The sequence below is a fragment of the Streptomyces sp. NPDC046862 genome, assembly GCF_040704615.1.
Classification (GTDB): domain Bacteria; phylum Actinomycetota; class Actinomycetes; order Streptomycetales; family Streptomycetaceae; genus Streptomyces.
Genome location: NZ_JBEYXP010000105.1, coordinates 1 through 15,562 on the forward strand (window position 1 = coordinate 1; position 15,562 = coordinate 15,562).

The 15,562-nt window shown below is 65.5% G+C and carries 16 protein-coding genes and 2 pseudogenes; 9 read left to right on the top strand and 9 right to left on the bottom strand.

Annotated features, from left to right (window positions below; all coding sequences use genetic code 11):
• The first annotated feature begins 814 nt into the window (after positions 1–814).
• From AB0959_RS52050 to AB0959_RS52060, 3 genes are all read left to right on the top strand, one after another.
• Entirely contained in the window at positions 815–1,171 is a 357-nt protein-coding gene (locus AB0959_RS52050; RefSeq protein WP_366834040.1) for a hypothetical protein, read from the top strand.
• A 1,096-nt stretch (positions 1,172–2,267) separates the two neighbouring features.
• A complete protein-coding gene (locus tag AB0959_RS52055) occupies positions 2,268–2,462 on the top strand; it encodes a hypothetical protein (protein ID WP_366834042.1) in 195 nt (64 codons plus the stop codon).
• A 129-nt stretch (positions 2,463–2,591) separates the two neighbouring features.
• Entirely contained in the window at positions 2,592–3,182 is a 591-nt protein-coding gene (locus AB0959_RS52060; RefSeq protein ID WP_366834043.1) for a pentapeptide repeat-containing protein, read from the top strand.
• A 161-nt stretch (positions 3,183–3,343) separates the two neighbouring features.
• Here the strand turns inward: AB0959_RS52060 and AB0959_RS52065 are convergent, their stop codons facing one another.
• The 4 genes from AB0959_RS52065 to AB0959_RS52080 form a co-directional block, all read right to left on the bottom strand.
• Entirely contained in the window at positions 3,344–4,231 is an 888-nt protein-coding gene (locus AB0959_RS52065; protein WP_366834044.1) for a GNAT family N-acetyltransferase, read from the bottom strand.
• A gap of 122 nt (positions 4,232–4,353) precedes the next feature.
• The gene (locus tag AB0959_RS52070) at positions 4,354–5,361 is read right to left on the bottom strand and encodes an IS481 family transposase (RefSeq protein ID WP_366834045.1); all 1,008 of its coding nucleotides are present in this window, start codon (positions 5,359–5,361) and stop codon (positions 4,354–4,356) included.
• Positions 5,358–5,696, bottom strand: coding sequence for a MarR family winged helix-turn-helix transcriptional regulator (locus AB0959_RS52075; protein WP_366834046.1), 339 nt, complete (start codon positions 5,694–5,696; stop codon positions 5,358–5,360). Before AB0959_RS52075 ends, AB0959_RS52070 begins: the two co-directional genes overlap by 4 nt.
• Before the next feature lie 95 nt (positions 5,697–5,791).
• Positions 5,792–6,172, bottom strand: coding sequence for a hypothetical protein (locus AB0959_RS52080; RefSeq protein WP_366834047.1), 381 nt, complete (start codon positions 6,170–6,172; stop codon positions 5,792–5,794).
• Between the two features lie 121 nt (positions 6,173–6,293).
• Here AB0959_RS52080 and AB0959_RS52085 point away from each other — a divergent pair.
• Positions 6,294–7,162, top strand: a pseudogene (locus AB0959_RS52085) (IS5 family transposase).
• Between the two features lie 138 nt (positions 7,163–7,300).
• Positions 7,301–8,350 (top strand): hypothetical protein, encoded by a 1,050-nt coding sequence (locus AB0959_RS52090; RefSeq protein ID WP_366834048.1) that lies wholly within the window; start codon positions 7,301–7,303, stop codon positions 8,348–8,350.
• Positions 8,351–8,499: 149 nt separating this feature from the next.
• Here the strand turns inward: AB0959_RS52090 and AB0959_RS52095 are convergent, their stop codons facing one another.
• Complete coding sequence (locus AB0959_RS52095) at positions 8,500–8,913, bottom strand: hypothetical protein (protein ID WP_366834049.1); 414 nt, start codon at positions 8,911–8,913, stop codon at positions 8,500–8,502.
• A 94-nt stretch (positions 8,914–9,007) separates the two neighbouring features.
• Here AB0959_RS52095 and AB0959_RS52100 point away from each other — a divergent pair.
• A protein-coding gene (locus AB0959_RS52100) for an IS5 family transposase (RefSeq protein ID WP_366834056.1) occupies positions 9,008–9,867 on the top strand; the annotation gives its coding sequence in 2 pieces (ribosomal slippage) (positions 9,008–9,361 and positions 9,364–9,867; 858 coding nt in all).
• Between the two features lie 555 nt (positions 9,868–10,422).
• On the top strand, positions 10,423–11,172 hold the full coding sequence (locus AB0959_RS52105) for a transposase family protein (protein WP_366834050.1): 750 nt from the start codon (positions 10,423–10,425) through the stop codon (positions 11,170–11,172).
• A 289-nt stretch (positions 11,173–11,461) separates the two neighbouring features.
• Here AB0959_RS52105 and AB0959_RS52110 read toward each other — a convergent pair whose 3' ends face one another.
• Positions 11,462–11,860, bottom strand: a complete 399-nt coding sequence (locus AB0959_RS52110) for a helix-turn-helix domain-containing protein (protein WP_366834051.1) — start codon at positions 11,858–11,860, stop codon at positions 11,462–11,464.
• 149 nt (positions 11,861–12,009) lie between these two features.
• Here AB0959_RS52110 and AB0959_RS52115 point away from each other — a divergent pair, with 149 nt between their 5' ends.
• On the top strand, positions 12,010–12,891 hold the full coding sequence (locus AB0959_RS52115) for a zinc-binding dehydrogenase (RefSeq protein ID WP_366834052.1): 882 nt from the start codon (positions 12,010–12,012) through the stop codon (positions 12,889–12,891).
• Between the two features lie 86 nt (positions 12,892–12,977).
• Positions 12,978–13,190: a hypothetical protein gene (locus tag AB0959_RS52120; RefSeq protein WP_366834053.1), complete on the top strand. Its 213-nt coding sequence runs from the start codon at positions 12,978–12,980 to the stop codon at positions 13,188–13,190.
• Between the two features lie 770 nt (positions 13,191–13,960).
• Here AB0959_RS52120 and AB0959_RS52125 read toward each other — a convergent pair.
• The 3 genes and pseudogenes from AB0959_RS52125 to AB0959_RS52135 all read right to left on the bottom strand — a co-directional run.
• Positions 13,961–14,398 carry a hypothetical protein gene (locus tag AB0959_RS52125; RefSeq protein ID WP_366834054.1) on the bottom strand — a complete coding sequence of 146 codons (438 nt, stop codon included), beginning with the start codon at positions 14,396–14,398 and terminating at the stop codon, positions 13,961–13,963.
• Between the two features lie 72 nt (positions 14,399–14,470).
• A complete protein-coding gene (locus tag AB0959_RS52130) occupies positions 14,471–14,911 on the bottom strand; it encodes a transposase (protein WP_366834055.1) in 441 nt (146 codons plus the stop codon).
• Between the two features lie 31 nt (positions 14,912–14,942).
• Positions 14,943–15,479: pseudogene (locus AB0959_RS52135) on the bottom strand (IS5 family transposase); the annotation flags it as partial.
• Positions 15,480–15,562 lie beyond the last annotated feature (83 nt).

A 15,562-nucleotide genomic window follows, 5' to 3' on the forward strand; every position in this document is an offset into this window, starting at 1 on the left:
AGGCGAACAAGCCCCACGAGGTTTCCGATGTTGTCTAGGCCCACCGTCAAGCATCAGCTGGGACCAGAACGTCAAACATCACCTGGGACTAGACATTACGGGACAAAATTTAGACGGAGACCAGGCAGGGCTGGCAGCCAGAAAAGACCCTGATCACCCCACAAAGGTCGAAAGATCGAAGAACAAGTTGAGACCGCGCACAGTTCTGAAATCCAGGCTCAGCCGCCGGGCGATCGCATTGATCGTCCAGTCCTTCCACAGCAGACTGTGGATGTCCTGGGAGCGGTGGCGGATCTGATCGATTGCACTACCGACGCGTGCGCAGCTTGGCCAGCAGCCGCTGCAGCTTCGCCTGATTGCGGGGGTCAGACGCCGCACGACGGGCCTGAGCAATGGCACGCTGTCCCTGCGGGCTTCGCGCGAACCTCTTGATCCGTTCCAGTATTCCAGGCACGGCGTTCCTTCCCAGGTGAGTCGACTGAAGCAGTCCTTGACTTCCGCCTACCCCTCGAACCGTCGATCGATCCCGGTGACGAAGGCGATGGCGCGGTACATCGCCCCAGGAGGCGGCGGACGCGGAGCGCCAGCTGGTGGCCGAAGGCTGCTGAGCGGTCCCGAGGCCGACGTAGGGTCACGGGTGGTGAATCACCTGGGTGAGGTTCGAAAGACGCGCCATCTGCTCCTTCACGGCTATGGGATGGGGGGACCGTGGCGGTGGGTGTGGGCGGAGTCTGCGGAGGAGATCGTCCGTGTCTGCGCTGAGATCGAGGTGGTCACAGACCCGGAAGCCGTCGAACGTGCGGAGACATGAGCCTTGGAAGAGGTCCATCTCGAGGCACCGGACCCGAACCCGTTGTCCGGTTTCCGCGCCCAGCGGGATGCCCAGCGCGGTCAGCCTGGTTTCGGCGTCTTGACGGGACGGGACCGCGAGTACTTGCGCTGGCAGGAAGACGGTGACGAAGAGATCTTCCTGATGGAACTCGGTCCGGACGGACGGCGGTTGCGGCAAGTCGAAATCGGCGCGGACGGAGGTCCCGTCAAGACGAGCGTGGAAGACTGGCCGCTCAACCCGCCCTGTGACCTGTATGACCCGCAGCATGCGTCTTTGGGGATCAGCTGTGACGACTTCGAGGACGCGTGGCACCGGGCTCGCCCTGACTCTCAGGATTGATCAGCCGGGTTCCTACTTGCTGTTCGGCCCTCCGTATGACGACCTGGCCGTCGAGGCGGGTGAGCGCGGCTGGCGTGTGATGCGTCTGCCCGGCGCGCATCTCCATCAGATCGTCGATCCCGCTGGCACAGCCCGGCACCTCGTCGAGCTTGCGATTACGGCTTGATCCACTTCCGACACATGCCCTGGAGGGGGCGGTCCTGAGTGGGCCCACCTTGAAGATTCTCGGCATCTGACGGTTGAGCAACTGGGGTCCGTCGGCCCCAGACAAGAGACTTCCCTGCCCGCGCACCTGGCTGCGGATCCCAGGGTCATAGCGCGAATCGCCGCCATGAGCAGGAAGCGGCGAAAACCTCGAATGCGATTCTCTGAACCACCCAGGCAGGCCGACGATACGCGCGTACCGCCGTTCACGGGGGAACTCCGCATTCCTTCGCGGGACGTCCACGCAGCGGAGGCCGGTGCTTCAGAATAGCTCCGCTGTCAGCGATGTCGTTCAAGCCGCACAGTATCGGTTCCAGTTCGTGCGCTACCCCGCACTGGGGGCATTGCCGGGTGCCGGGATGCTCTGCCGCGTCCAGGGTGCGCTTCATATCGAGCGCCGGTGCGTCGCACCCACGCGGAAAACCCGGCGCGGCTCGAGCAGCTCGCGCGCGGTCGACTCCGGCCGCGGCGTCAGTCGCTCGGTGTCCACCTGGTCGTTGTCGACGCCGCTGATGGGCCGTATGTGTTCCGGGGCGCGCACTCATCCCCGGTATACCGCCGCCTCCACACCGCCGTCCAACTGGTGGAGGGGCAGTATTCCGAAGGTGCGCTATTCGGGTCCGGCGCAGTGCGACCGATCCCCCGATACTCGCCGCCAGGAACGCCGGACGCATAAGTTGATCAGGCCATCGGATTGCGGCGCATGAGGAGGAGCATGGCCAGGCGGAAGCTACGATCCACGCGCAACCAAAGCGCCAACCGAGATGCTCGGCAGCTAGTCAATCTGGCGCGAAGGAGGGCTCGGCCTGCGGCACAATCTGAGCAGGTCCAGCCACCGATGACTGGTGCCAGATGGCATCAGTGGGTCGCCTCGACTGCTACTGCCCTGACCGTGCTCGCCGCTGTCGCCGCTCTGCTCTTCACTGGGCTGTCTGCGCGGCAGGCTCAGAATGAACTCGGTAATCGGAGGAAGGAACTTAATATCGCTCAGGAAGGGCATGTCGCAGAGCGTTTCACCGCCGCAGTGGAACAACTTGGTGATAAATCGGCAGATGTGAAACTTGGAGGGATTTACGATCTTCAGTGAATCATGCAGGACTCGCCAAGGGATCAACCTGCCATCATCAGCGTACTTTGCGCCTATGTGCGTCTGTACGGAGGGGAGCGTGTCCGGGTCTGATTTGCCGGGCGCAAAGTAAGGCGACCTGCAACACACGTGCAAGCAGCAGGTGTCAAGGCCGCTGAGGCCGATCTCAGTGATGTCGATTTGAGCGGTGCTGATCTCCGGAACGCGGAATTCTTGCGGATGGGCTTGTCGGGTGTAGATTTCAGGAAAGCGGACCTGCGCGGAGCCGATATGTTCTGGTCGGACACCGAAGGCGCATCCTTTGACGGTGCTAAACTTCGCGGGGCAAGCCTCTTCGAGGTCTATTTGGTTGACAGTGATCTGAGGGAACAAGACCTGACTGGGATAAGCTTGCATAACTCACTCGTAGGGCGCGTAGATCTCCGTCGGGCGAAACTAGGGAAAGCGATGTTGGTGGCGGCAGTTTTCACAGATGTGGATCTGCGTTCTGCCGACTTGCGCGGTGCTCAACTCAATAGCGCGGAGTTCTCACGCTCTCAATTGCAGGGCGCGCACCTGGACGATGCGGACCTCACAAACGCTGACCTACGGACTGCTCGTGGTCTTACCGTTGAGCAGGTGCTGACCGCCCAACTGAGCCCCGATACGCGGTTTCCTCCAGATGTCGCCCGCGACGGACGCGTTCAGAAGCGCATGCAGACCGGCAGACCACTGACGTGACAGGGTGAGGATTCCATCGCGTTTTACTGGTGAAGAGGCAGTGTTCGATCCATGCACTATTCGTATAGCGGTCTGCGGCAGATGGCGCCCACAGCCCGCCGTATCTCCGGTACGGGGGCTGCTGGCGAGCCTTCCTGTGCCCCGTTGCCCAGGGGTGCCCCTCACTCGACCTCTGGTGCGCCGTAGGAGAACTTGTACCCGGCGAAGTCGGCGACGTGCACATATCCAATGCGCTGGTAGAGGGCGTTGCTGGTGGGGTTGTCCGGGTCTGTGAACAGGACAACGTCCGTCGCCCCCGCGGCCAGTGCGCCCCTGCTCGCCTCGACCGTCACTGCTCCCGCATAGCCGCGGCCGCGGAGGTGGGCGGGGGTGTAGACGGGGTCCACCCGAACCATGCCGCCGATGACCGAGGTCGCGGCTGCCATCGAGACGGGGGCGCCCTCCTGGGTTTCCCAGAATGTGAAGTGCCTGTCGCCGAAACGCGAGTCGTCCCATGCACCGGCGTCGATCAAGTCGATGGAGTGCTGCTCCCCGACGTCGACGCAGAACTCACGGCACCAGCGCACGACTTGCTCACGGTCCTTCCCGTCCGTGAGGCGCCCCTGGCCTTTCGGCCGCGGCTGCGGTGGTGTGAGCGTGCCGAGACGGTAAAGATGCGTCCTCCAGAAGGCTTCCGGAACCGCGCCTGTGTGCTGCTGCCATGACTCGGCGAAGGCGCCAGCGGTGTCGTGGTCCGCGATGACGTGGGCGGGTGAGTGGCCGAGGCCGGCCAGGTGTGCAGCGAGGGTGTCGGTCTGCGCGACGGAGAGAGACGTGAGGCCCAGGCGTCCGTGGGGAGTGAGATAGAAGATCGCGCGGACTTCGCCCTGTGACTCCAGTCGGCCGAAAACGGCGGATTGGGCGTCGCGATCGGCCGCCCTGTGTATTCGCAGCTTCTCGATGTCCGTCAGCTGCGTGTTGTGTAGGGCGGCGCGCGAGGACAGGAAGTCGTCGGCTTGGGCGAGGAAGTCGTCGACATCTTGGGTGAGGTGCCAGTCATCCAGGGGCATGCTTCATGATCCCGGACGACCTCGACTCGGGGCCGCTTCTTCAACGCCTTTCAGCCACGTCCCTTCCACCTCGTCCAGCGCGGACGCGGACGAGTCCTGCAGGGGGCTGGTCCGAGGAACAACTAACTGTATGAGGGCGGGACGTTGGTGACGCTACTGTCCCGGAGTCGAGATGCTGGCGGCCGTCCGCCAGCGCCGCTGTGCGGGCGGTGATAGTTGTAGTGGATGTTCCAGACCGCGATCGCGGAAGAGCGGGCGTCTTCTCTGGTGAACTCGCGGGCGTAGAGCAGTTCCTCGGCGAGGATCCTCTGGTAGCGCTCGACCTTTCCGTTGTGGCGTGGGGTGTACGGCTTGGTCTTCTGATGTCGCGTGCGCTGGCCGACGATCCGTGCGAAGTCACCAGATCGATAGCAGGCCCCATTGTCGGTGACGATCCGGTGGATGTGGGTGATGCCGTGGGCGGCGAACCAGACCTTGGCTCGGGCGAGGAACGCCGCAGCGGTGGCTCCCTTCTCGTCGGTCAGCGGCTCTGTGTAGGAGAGCCGGGAGAATCCGTCGACGGCCGAGTGCAGGTAGGTGTAGCCGCGCTTTGCGCCAGCTGACTTCGCTCGATCGACGGTCTTGGCCTGGTCGCTGTCGCGGCCGTGGATGCGCCAGCCGCCGCCGTCGGGGATCCTGCCGACCTTCTTCACGTCCAGGTGCACCATGTGGCCGGGCCAGCGGGCGGTGATCTTCCCAGGCTTGCGGTTGTTGTCTCCGCCAGAGTCAATGAACCTTCGCCTGCCCAGGCCGAGTTTTGTCAGGTGGCGGGTGACGGTTCGGCGGTTGATCGCGAATCCGAGGTCGGCGAGCTCGTCGGTGATGCGCTGGGCGGACCACTTGTGCTCGCGCCGCCAGGACTCGATCTTCTCGATGACCCAGGCTGGTGTGGCGTGCGGGCTCCGGTGCGGGCTCGAGGAACGGTCGAGCAGTCCGGCCTCGCCGTGACGCCGCCACCGGTTGACCCACTTTGACGCACAGGCACGGGAGATGCCCATCTCGGTGGCCACATGCGCGATGGGGCGTGTCTTGCAGCGCTCGACCAAGCGGCGGCGTCCCTCGATGCTCAGCGGGGCGTTGGCGTGGCTCATGAGTCCATCGCGTAGGAGCGGTCCATCAGATCGGCCATCGCCTGCTGGAAGTCGTGGCGCTTCTTGTCGCTCCAGCCTGTGGTCAGCTGAACGAAGACGTCCTCCTGCCAGCGATGTGCCTGGTCCAGCATGGACCTGCCCGCGGAAGTGAGTGACGCTTCGCGTCGTCGACCATCAGCGGCGGACGCCGCCATGACCAGGTAGCCGGCTGCCGCACCGCTCTTGATCAACCGTGAAGCGCCGCTCTGGTCGATCCCGATCTCGTGCGCGATCGCATTCACCGTTGCCGGGGTCCCGCGCAGGCTGAGCGCATGGACTGCCTCGCAGACCAGCACGAGTCGCCCCTGCTCGCCGCCCGTGTCTGCTGCGACGGGTCGGCGCGCCCAGTGTCGGACGAAGTGGAACAGGATCTGTCCTGGGCCTTGGTCTGTCATTCGCTTGCCGCCATCTCGCGGCAGATGTAGGCCAGTTCGAGAGCGGCCTTGAGGTCCGGCAGCCTCAGCGCAGCCGTGACCTTCCCGCCGGAGGCACGGAAGACCGTCGCCACCCGCGTGGGCTCCGTGCTCTCGGGCCAGGTGGCGTCTTCCTCGACCACCATCAGACGCTCGCTGACCGGGTGCCACGACCGAGGGATCAGCTTGATCCCCGAACGCTCCACCCAGTCAGCGAACTGCGTAGGCGTGATCGGCCCCGCACCCTTCGGGCCGAGGACGACGACCGGATCACCGACCGCTGTCGCAGACCGCTGCAGGTCACCGGCGTTGACGCTCGCGTGCCACTCGTTGATCGCTTTTTCAAGGCTTGATTCCACACCCAGAACTATATGCGATCCGCATAGATCTACTCTCGGGTGGTCGCGACATCAACCTCCAGCCCCGCACCAACTAACAACTCGGCCTGGGCGCTAACACAATGAGGCGCGTCGGTCCTGGTTGCCGTGTCTGGGGCGGGAGTTGAGCGTTCGGTCTTTTGTGGGGAAGTCACCGTGGATCGTGTCGGATGAGCTGTGGGACCGTCTTGAACCGTTGCTGCCGCAGCGTCGGCGGCGGTTTCGGTATCCGGGCCGCAAGCCGTTGCCGGACTGGGATGTGCTGTGCCGGATCTTGTACGTGCTGCACACCGGTATCCAGTGGAAGTACCTGCCGCAGGATTTGGGCTTCGGCTCGGGCATGACGTGCTGGCGTCGGCTGCGGGACTGGAATGAAGCTGGCGTCTGGCAACGCCTTCATGAGGTCCTGCTCGCTGAGCTGAACGCGGCAGCGAAGCTGGACTGGTCCCGGTGCGTAGTCGACTCTTCGCACGTCAGGGTCCTAAAAGGGGGGGCACACGGGCCCGTCGCCGGTCGACCGGGGCCGGGCCGGCTCCAAGCACCACTTGATCACCGATGGGCACGGTACTCCGCTCGCGGTCCTTCTGACCGGCGGCAATCGGAATGATGTCACCCAGTTGCTGCCTCTGCTCGATGCCGTCCCACCAGTCCGCGGCCGGGTCGGGCGTCCTCGCCGCAAGCCGGACGCATTATTCGCAGACCGTGGCTACGACCACGATGTCTACCGCGAGCAGGTCCTCGCTCGCGGCATCGTGCCAGCTATCGCCCGCCGCGGGACCCAGCACGGCCGGACTGGGCACCTACCGTTGGGTGGTCGAGCGCGCCTTCGCCTGGCTCCATGGCTTCCGACGCTTGCGCATCCGCTGGGAACGCAGGGCTGACATCCACGAAGCCTTCCTGCGACTCGCATGCTGTCTCATCACATCTCGCCAAGTGCTGGCCCTGACCCGCCCATCGTCCAGAACGGCCTGATTGGGACGGAGCCGTTCGGCGCGGAGGCAGCGATCGGCTTCAAACGGCTGATCACCAGCCGGGCTTGACTCTGACGCCGCTGGAGACTTGACGATCGCGCTGTAGGCGACACGCGGGTTCTCAACGGAGGCGCAAGACATGCGAGGCAAAGGCATCCACTACGACACCGGCACCTTTCCCAACGGCGATACCTCCCGCCCTGTCTTCGACGCCGACGTCGTCGCGCGGGACATGCGGGTCATCGCCGAAGATCTGCACTGCACCGCGATCCGTATCACGGGCGGCGACCCGGACCGGATCGAGATCACCGCGCGGCATGCGGCCGCCGCCGGGCTGGAGGTCTGGTTCTCGCCGTTCCCTTGCGAGATGACCAACGAACAGATGCTGCCGTACTTCGCCGACTGCGCCGAGCGAGCCGAACGCCTGCGCCAGGATGGCGCCGACGTCGTCCTTGTCACCGGCTGCGAACTGAGCCTGTTCGCCCGCGGGTACCTGCCCGGCGACACCTTCAACGAGCGCATCCCGGTCCTGGCCGGCCCCGATCGCGAAGCCGCACTGCGGCCCATCCCCGACAAGGTCAACGCCTTCCTCGGCGACGTCGTCCGCACAGTCCGCCCTCTCTTCGCCGGCCCGCTCAGCTACGCCTCCTGCCCCCTGGACGGCGTGGAATGGAGCCCGTTCGACATCGTCGGCCTGGATGCCTTCCGGGGTCTGCGCAACGCCGCCACATACCGCGATGACCTGCGCAAGGAGTTCACCCACGGCAAGCCGGTCGCCATCATGGAAGTCGGCTGCTGCACCTTCCAAGGGGCGGGCGACTACGGCGGCTCGGGCTGGTACGTGGCCATGGAGCCGGACGGTGTCACCCCCAAGCCTGATCTGGTGCGCGACGAGAGCGAGCAGGTCCGCTATCTCGACGACCTCATGCCCATCTTCGAAGGCGAAGGCGTCGACTCCGTCTTCTGGTTCAGCTTCGCCGGTTACGGCACCCCCCACCGTCTGTCCGGACCGGACCCCGACCTCGCCTCCTACGGCATCGTCAAGATCCTCGACCAGCACAGCGGCTACCCAGCAGCTGCCCGTACGTACCCGGACATGCCCTGGGAACCCAAGGAGGCGTTCCACGCCCTGGCGAACCGCTACCAAGTCCTCAAGCAGCAAGGAACCTCCCACCAGCACCTCGGTTAACCGATAGTGCCTGTAGGGCCACTGAAGATCGGAATGGGGCGCTCCTGCTTCATTGGATGAAAAGAAGCCGGAGCACCTCTCCTCATTGTGTTAGGTGCTGTTAGGGGCTGCGGGGCAGAGCCAACGTACAGGTCAGTGCTAGTGCCGCATCAGGCAACGTTCGCCCTGATGAGGAACCAAGCCAACACAGCCACGCCGATGGGCATCGCAACAAGGTAGCCGACGAGGATACCGACGCCCGGATCAGCCAGCGCAGGAAAGGCCCAGTTCACTGCTGCAGCCACGAGCAGTCTCACCGTTACCAGCGCAAGGAGAGCGGCAACAACAGCAAGCCGACGCGGCGGGCCGGCCTCGCGGTACAACTCAGCCGCAGGCCCGATCGCGATCACGCCCGTCACGACGCCGACGAGACTGGTGTCGGGCAGCCACCCGAACGGCCACCCCACCAGAGCGACCAACCCGGAGAAAGCGAGGCCGACCAGTTCCAGCGCGACGGTGGACACTACCGGGTCCCACGAGGGGCGTCGGATCGAGCCGCTCCCACTGTCCTTCTCATCGGCCACGTTGTCAGAGTAGCCATCGACAGGGCGAACGTTGCCTGATGCGGCACTAGGGTCCGTCTTCAAAGATCACCGGATGGTGGACCATGGCGGGGTGATACGTCGCCATGAACTCACCGATCAGGAGTGGGAGTTACTCGCTCCGCTGATACCGAGGGCCGTCACGGGTCGGCCGCGCGTGGAGGACCGGCAGGTCATCAACGGGATGGTCTACAAGATCCGCACGGGGATATCCTGGCGAGACCTGCCGGAACGCTACGGGCCATGGAAGACGGTGTACACCCGCTTCCGTCGTTACGCCCTGGACGGTGTGTTCACCCGAGCCCTGCAGCAGATCCAGGCCCAGGCCGATGCGGCCGGCGACATCGACTGGCTGGTGCAGATCGACTCCACCGTCGTCCGCGCTCACCAGCACGCCGCCGCGACCGGTCGAAAAGGGGGCAGCACGGGCAGGACGAACCGGACGGTCACGCCCTCGGTCGATCCCGTGGAGGACTGACCACCAAGATCCACCTTGCTTGTGACGGCAAGGGCCGCCCGCTCGCGATCCTGCTGACGCCCGGCCAACGCCACGACAGTGTCTGTGCACAACCCCTTCTGGAACGGATCCGGGTTCCCCGCACCGGCCAGGGCCGACCGCGCTGCAGGCCCGACCAGGTCATCGCAGATAAGGCTTACAGCTCCCGCGGCTTCCGTGCCTACCTGCGTAAGCGCGGCATCGCGCACACCATCCCAGAGAAGGCCGACCAGCGACGGCACCGGCTGAGATGCGGTTGCCGCGGTGGCAGACCACCAGGGTTCGACCGTGAGACTTACCGGCGACGCAACATGGTCGAGCGCTGCTTCAACCGGCTCAAGGGCTTCCGTGGGATCGCGACCAGATACGAGAAGACCGCCACCTCCTACGAAGCAGCGGTCAGTCTCGCGTCGTTCCTGCTCTGGGCGAGATCCGTTTGAAGACGGACCCTAGTTGTCAGTGATGGCCTCTACCGTTTTCAGCGCAGTCGGCAGGGCGGGCGAGTCAAAGGGGGTGAGTGAGTGCGGGAAGAGATCCTTCGGGCGTTCCGGTTCGCGCTGGATACCGCCCCGGGCCAGGTCGAGGCGTTCACACGACCACGATCGACAGGGACTTCAATAGCTGCGCGCAACATCGCGGCACAAGCTGTCGCGGTCGACCAACGTGCAGCCCCGGGCTGAGGGGAGACAACACAACGCCCGCCGAGCCCCGTTGAGACCGTCCGGCCCTCGGGCCCGGGCGGCAGGAAGCGATGAAATGGGACGTGCTTGCCCACCACTTGAAGTTCTCGGCCGCTGCGGTGGGCCTGAGCGGCGAGCACTCGGATGCCGCTGTGGTCTGGGCGTCGGCCACCACGTCACCGACCAGTGAGCGTTTTCAGCGTGGCCCCACTGATCGGGTGACGCCGGTGAGGTCGAGGAGCACTGCAACGCACAAAGCCCCCGTGCCGTTGGGGGAGGTGTTCGAAGTCTCAAACCATAGGCACAGGAGCCCTGTTGGTTCCCTATCCTGCCGCACTCGACCTCCCGCATGCCCTCGTCGAGTGGGTCACGATGTTCATCGTCACCCGTGAGGGTGACCGACGGTGCAAACTCCCGCCGCACCAGCGGGCGCTCGTCGCTCTGGTGTACCTACGCCGCCACGACACCCTTACCCGGCTCGCGTCCGGCTTCGGGATATCCGTCGGTACCGCCCACGCGTATGTCACCGCCGTGACCGCCCTGCTCGCCGAACGGGCCCCGGGCCTGTTCAAGACTCTGCGCGAGCGTGATCCGGAATTCGTCCTGCTGGACGGGGCCCTCGCCGAGTGCGACCGCGTCGGCGACAGCCGAGCCGACTACTCGGCCAAGCACCGCCGGCACGGCGTGAACGTCCAGGTCGTCACCGACCCCGCCGGTGAGGTCCTGTGGATCTCGCCCGCGCTGCCGGGCCGCACCCACGACCTGACCGCAACCCGCACCCGCCGCATCATCCGGATCTGCGAAGGCCAGGGCGTCCCGATCCTCGCCGACCGTGCCTACCAAGGCGCCGGCCCCTGGATCATCACCGGACTCAAACGGCCGCCGGGTGGTGAACTCACCCTCACCCAGCGCACCGTCAACCGGGCCCTGGCCGCGGCGAGAGCACCAGTCGAACGCGGCATGGCACGGCTGAAGTCCTGGCAGATCTTCCGCAGGTCCCGGATCAGCCCCAACCGCATGACCGTCATCACCAAAGCCGTTCTCACCCTGGAGAGGCAACGCTGAAAACGATCAGGACGTAAAACGACTGAACGCCTTGCGGGAGGTCACCGCGCGGGCAAGACGTTCACGACGCGGTTCAAGACGGAGCTGGAGCTGGAACGCAGCTCTCGAGGTCCCGACGACTCTATGAACCAGTTGGATGACTGGGAGTGGGTCGTCATCGCCGAGACCCTCTACCCGGCGAAGTCCTGCTCGGAACAGGAACCCGGGTTGGTCCGTGGCTAAGGACCGTCTCAGGAAGTGGGTGCCCCGGCGTGTGGCCGCAGAAGCCCGAGAGCTGGTCCTGGCCCGTTCAGTCGGTGTCGGGTTCCTGCTCCGCCGCGGTGTCGTAGGCGGCGCGGGCCTCGGCGATGGCGGACCGGTGACGCTCGGCCCAGCCCACCAGCCCGGTCAGCGAGGAGTGGAGTTCTTGGGCCATGGGGGTGAGGCTGTACTCGACCTTGGGCGGCACGGTCGGATACACCGTGCGAACGAGCAGTCCGTCCCGCTCCAGCCTGCGCAGGTTGAGGGTGAGCATCCGTCGGCTGATGCCGTTGATGGAGCGTTCGAGTTCGGTGAAGCGGACCGGGCCGTGGGCGGCGGCAATCAGGATCCCGATGCTCCATTTGCCCGCCACGCGGTCGAGCACCTCGGTGACCGGGCAGGCTTCGTCCCTCAGTGCTTCGGTAACACGGGTGTGACTGCGTGACATGAAAGTGCCTCCTTCCGATGAGCAGCAAGGTTATCGATGATGACTGCTGTTACAAGTCGTGAACCAAGGGGGAAGACATGCCTGTTCGTGCTCTCGTCGTCGATCCGTCCGCATCCGCGGCCGTCCGCCTCGCCGAGGTTCCTGACCCCGTGCCCGGCCCGAACCAGGTCGTGGTGGAGGTCTCCCATGCCTCGTTGAACTACGGCGACCTCAACGACGCCCGCTCCGGTCGGGTCCCCGTTGGTGCGGTGCTCGGGTCGGACGCTGCCGGGGTGGTGGTTCAAGCCGCCGCCGACGGAACCGGCCCGGCGGTGGGCACCCGGGTGGTGGCCCTGACCCCGGGGGCGTTCGCTGAGCGCGTCGCGATCGACGTGGGTGCGCTTGCGAAGGTGTCGAAGGGATTGGACTTGGCGCAGGCGGTTGCTCTGCCGGTCGCCGGAGTGGCCGCACTGCGCTCACTGCGGGCCGCTGGGCTCGGACCGGACAAGAGGGTGTTGGTTACCGGTGCCTCGGGGGGAGTCGGCCGGTTCGCAGTCCAGCTGGCGGCGCGGGCCGGTGCCCATGTGATCGCGTCCGTGGGCTCGACAGCCCGTGGAGAGGGGCTGGCCGAGGCCGGCGCCGACGCCGTGCTGATCGGACTGGAGGGACTCCAGCGACCGGTCGACGTGGTCATCGACAGTGTTGGCGGCCCTCAACTGATCGCGGCATGGAATCTGCTCGCTCCTGGGGGGAGCTTGCAGAGCGTCGGCTGGACATCCGGGGAGCCGGCGGTCTTTCCGCCGTATGCGACCGTCGGCCCGGCCAAGTCACTGACCTCCTTCGTCATCGAGGGCGACACAGGCGCGGATCTGGCCATCCTCACCGAGCTGGCCGCTGCAGGGGCCCTCACCGTCGAGATCGGCTGGCAAGGATCTTGGGACCGCTTTGACGAGGCGGCCGAGACGCTTCGCGGTCGTCGGATCTCCGGAAAGGCTGTCCTGGAGGTGGCATCCGGTGAGCTGTACGCCCCGGGACCTTCTCTGCAGGACTAAAAGCGTGTTGCAGAAGGCCGTGATCAGGGCATTTCCCTTGTATGGGTGGGGTGTTGAGGGCTGATCCGTTATGGGTGGAGACGTTCATGCAGCTGCGGATGAGCGGCGACGGCGTACCGGAGGAGGAGGCTACGTTGCGGGCCGGGCGGCTCACCGATTTCGACCGCGGGTTCACGGACCCGCTGTACCAGAGCGCCCTCGGCCCGCTCCTGACCGTCGCCGACCAGTTCCCCATGGAGATCAGCTGGTACCTGAAGCAGTCCAGGGCGGGCGTGCTGCCCCACCAGGTCCGCACCTGACACAGCACGGCGTGAGACAGCCGCCGCCCAGAGGCCCGCGAGTTCACACGCCCGTCCGTCGGCCTCGAAGTCCTGCGCCTGCTGGGCGTTCACGTGCCACGCCGTGGGGCAGGCGTCGGCCCTCCCGTGGGGAGACCGGGAGGGAGGGCGCGGCCCCGCCCAGGTGGTAGTACACGGGCGGGGCCAGGGACCTCCACGGGGGTTGGAGGATCACCGCCGTCACAGCATTGCACTGGATTCGGCCAGGCAACAGGGTTGTGACTGGAATCAGCCGCATGGTGTGTACGGGTACGTACCCGTACCCTTCAGGGATGGAAAGGAGCACGACGATGAGCATGGGCGAGAACGTCGTCATCTCGCTCCGCCACGCAACCTGACGTCCTGCAGACCGCACCTCATGTACGTCACGTCAATGAGGAGCGGTCTGCAGGACGTTCCCATTGACCTCGTAGCAACCCGGAAGCTACTCAGACCACACGCAGACTCTCGCACCAGTTGGCTGCGGCAGCCTTTCTTTCGGCGCGATGGCCGCGCGTAGCTTGTCGATCAGTTCCTCCAGTTCCGCCGGGCTGAGCCAGAGTGCATGCTGCCGGTAACCCACCTGGTCGGCCACTCCGAGCGCCCCCAGGGGCCCGCACAGACGTTCTCCTGCAAGAGGCGTTCACCCGCCTCATCCCCGTTGTCGTTCTCAGGCTGAGTGGTCGAACTTGACCGTGGTCATTTCGAACCGGAGCTAGGGCCTGTTTCAAAAGCCTGCCTCGTGCGAGCGGTCAGTCGGCGGAGAGGATGTCGGTAAGACTCACAGCGGGGCGGTCAAACATGTCTGTCAGCGTGCGCTGCTGGCGCTCGGTCAAGGTGACAACGAAGATCACTACGTCAGCTTTGACCTGCTCACAGGCCTGAGCCACCTCGCGGACCTTTCCGTAGCTCAGCAGAGTCCGCGAGGAGTAGGGCAGGCCCATCTTCTTGACCCCGCCGTCCGAGACGCCTCGTCGTTGCACGATCTGCACGGCGACCCGAGCGCCGTGCGCTGCTAGTTCCGTCGCTGCCGACTCCATGAGCGCTTCGAAGTCCTTCTGCTTCGCAGAGAAGTAGCCAACCAGGACCACATCGGCGCCCACGGCTGTGAGCCGGAATGCCTCGCGCTGGGCCGGCTCCGACGGCGCACGGCGAGCCAGGCGCCGGTCGCGCCTTCGTGGCTGATGCATGCGCCACAGGCTAAATGTCTGGCTACCTGCAGCGATACCGCATTTCTCGCTAACCGAGGCTGGCGAGCAAGGTCAGAGCCACTCGTTGATGACGGCGATGGTGACGGTGTCCTCGTAGCGGACGGCGAGCTTGTCGTATCTCGTGGCCACCGCTCGGTGGCGCTTGAGGCGATTGATCCCGCACTCGACAGCGTGGCGCTCGCGGTAGTCGTCCTTGTCGAACTTCGGCGGACGACCGCCGCGGGCGCCCAGCTTCTTGCGGTTGCGGATCTGGTCGGACCTCTCCGGGATCGTGCAGCGGATTCCGCGTTTGCACAGGTAGTCGCGGTTGGCTCGGGACCCGTAGGCCTTATCGGCCCGCACCCGGTCCGGTCGCCGGCGCGACCTGCCGACGCCTACGCGGGGCACCCGGATGCGCTCCAGGACTGGCTGGAACTGGGGACTGTCGTGCCGGTGGCCGGCGGTGACCAGGAAGGACAGCGGCTTCTGTCCGTGTTCGACCGCCAGGTGCACCTTCGTGGTCAGTCCACCGCGTGAGCGTCCGAGCCCGTGGTCGGCGGGCTCGACTGCGACTCCACCGGGTTTGTCTCGTTGCAGATCCCCCTTTGCGAGTTCCGGCGGCGTGCTGATGGGCTCGCGCGACGGTGGAGTCGACGCTCACGTCCCAGGTGATCAGGCCTTTCGCGTCGGCCTCGGCCTGCAGGTGGGTGAGGATCCGACTCCAGGTGCCGTCGCGCTGCCAGCGACGGAAGAGTCCGTAGACGGTCTCCCACTCGCCGTAGCGTGCGGGAACGTCGCGCCAGGGAGCGCCGGTTCGCGTACGCCAGCGTATGCCGTTGATCAGCTGCCGCTTGGACCAGACCGGAGGCCGTCCCGGCTTCTTGCTCGCCGGTAACAGCGGTTCCAGTCTGGCCCATTGCTCGCTCGTCAGATCTCCACGCCCCACGAGTGGATGGCTTTGACCGTGCATGCTGACGTCGTTTGGCCGTGAAAGTTGACGGCGGTTCATGGCCTCGGGCCGGCTGGATGTTGGTGAATTCTGACGGCAGTCCGGATGGTGTGGGGATGGCTTAGAGAGCATCTGATCAGTGTTCACGCCGATGCGAGTGGGATGTCCGTTTCGATTCGCCACGTTGGTGCGGATTCTCCGGTCAGCTCGCGGGA

Excerpts from the sequence above, each read along its gene's own strand:
- AB0959_RS52125 (WP_366834054.1), bottom strand. The coding sequence starts at position 14,398 with ATGCATCAGCCACGAAGGCGCGACCGGCGCCTGGCTCGCCGTGCGCCG.
- AB0959_RS52120 (WP_366834053.1), top strand. The coding sequence starts at position 12,978 with ATGCAGCTGCGGATGAGCGGCGACGGCGTACCGGAGGAGGAGGCTACG.
- AB0959_RS52090 (WP_366834048.1), top strand. The coding sequence starts at position 7,301 with ATGCGAGGCAAAGGCATCCACTACGACACCGGCACCTTTCCCAACGGC.
- AB0959_RS52070 (WP_366834045.1), bottom strand. The coding sequence starts at position 5,361 with ATGAGCCACGCCAACGCCCCGCTGAGCATCGAGGGACGCCGCCGCTTG.
- AB0959_RS52065 (WP_366834044.1), bottom strand. The coding sequence starts at position 4,231 with ATGCCCCTGGATGACTGGCACCTCACCCAAGATGTCGACGACTTCCTC.
- AB0959_RS52110 (WP_366834051.1), bottom strand. The coding sequence starts at position 11,860 with ATGTCACGCAGTCACACCCGTGTTACCGAAGCACTGAGGGACGAAGCC.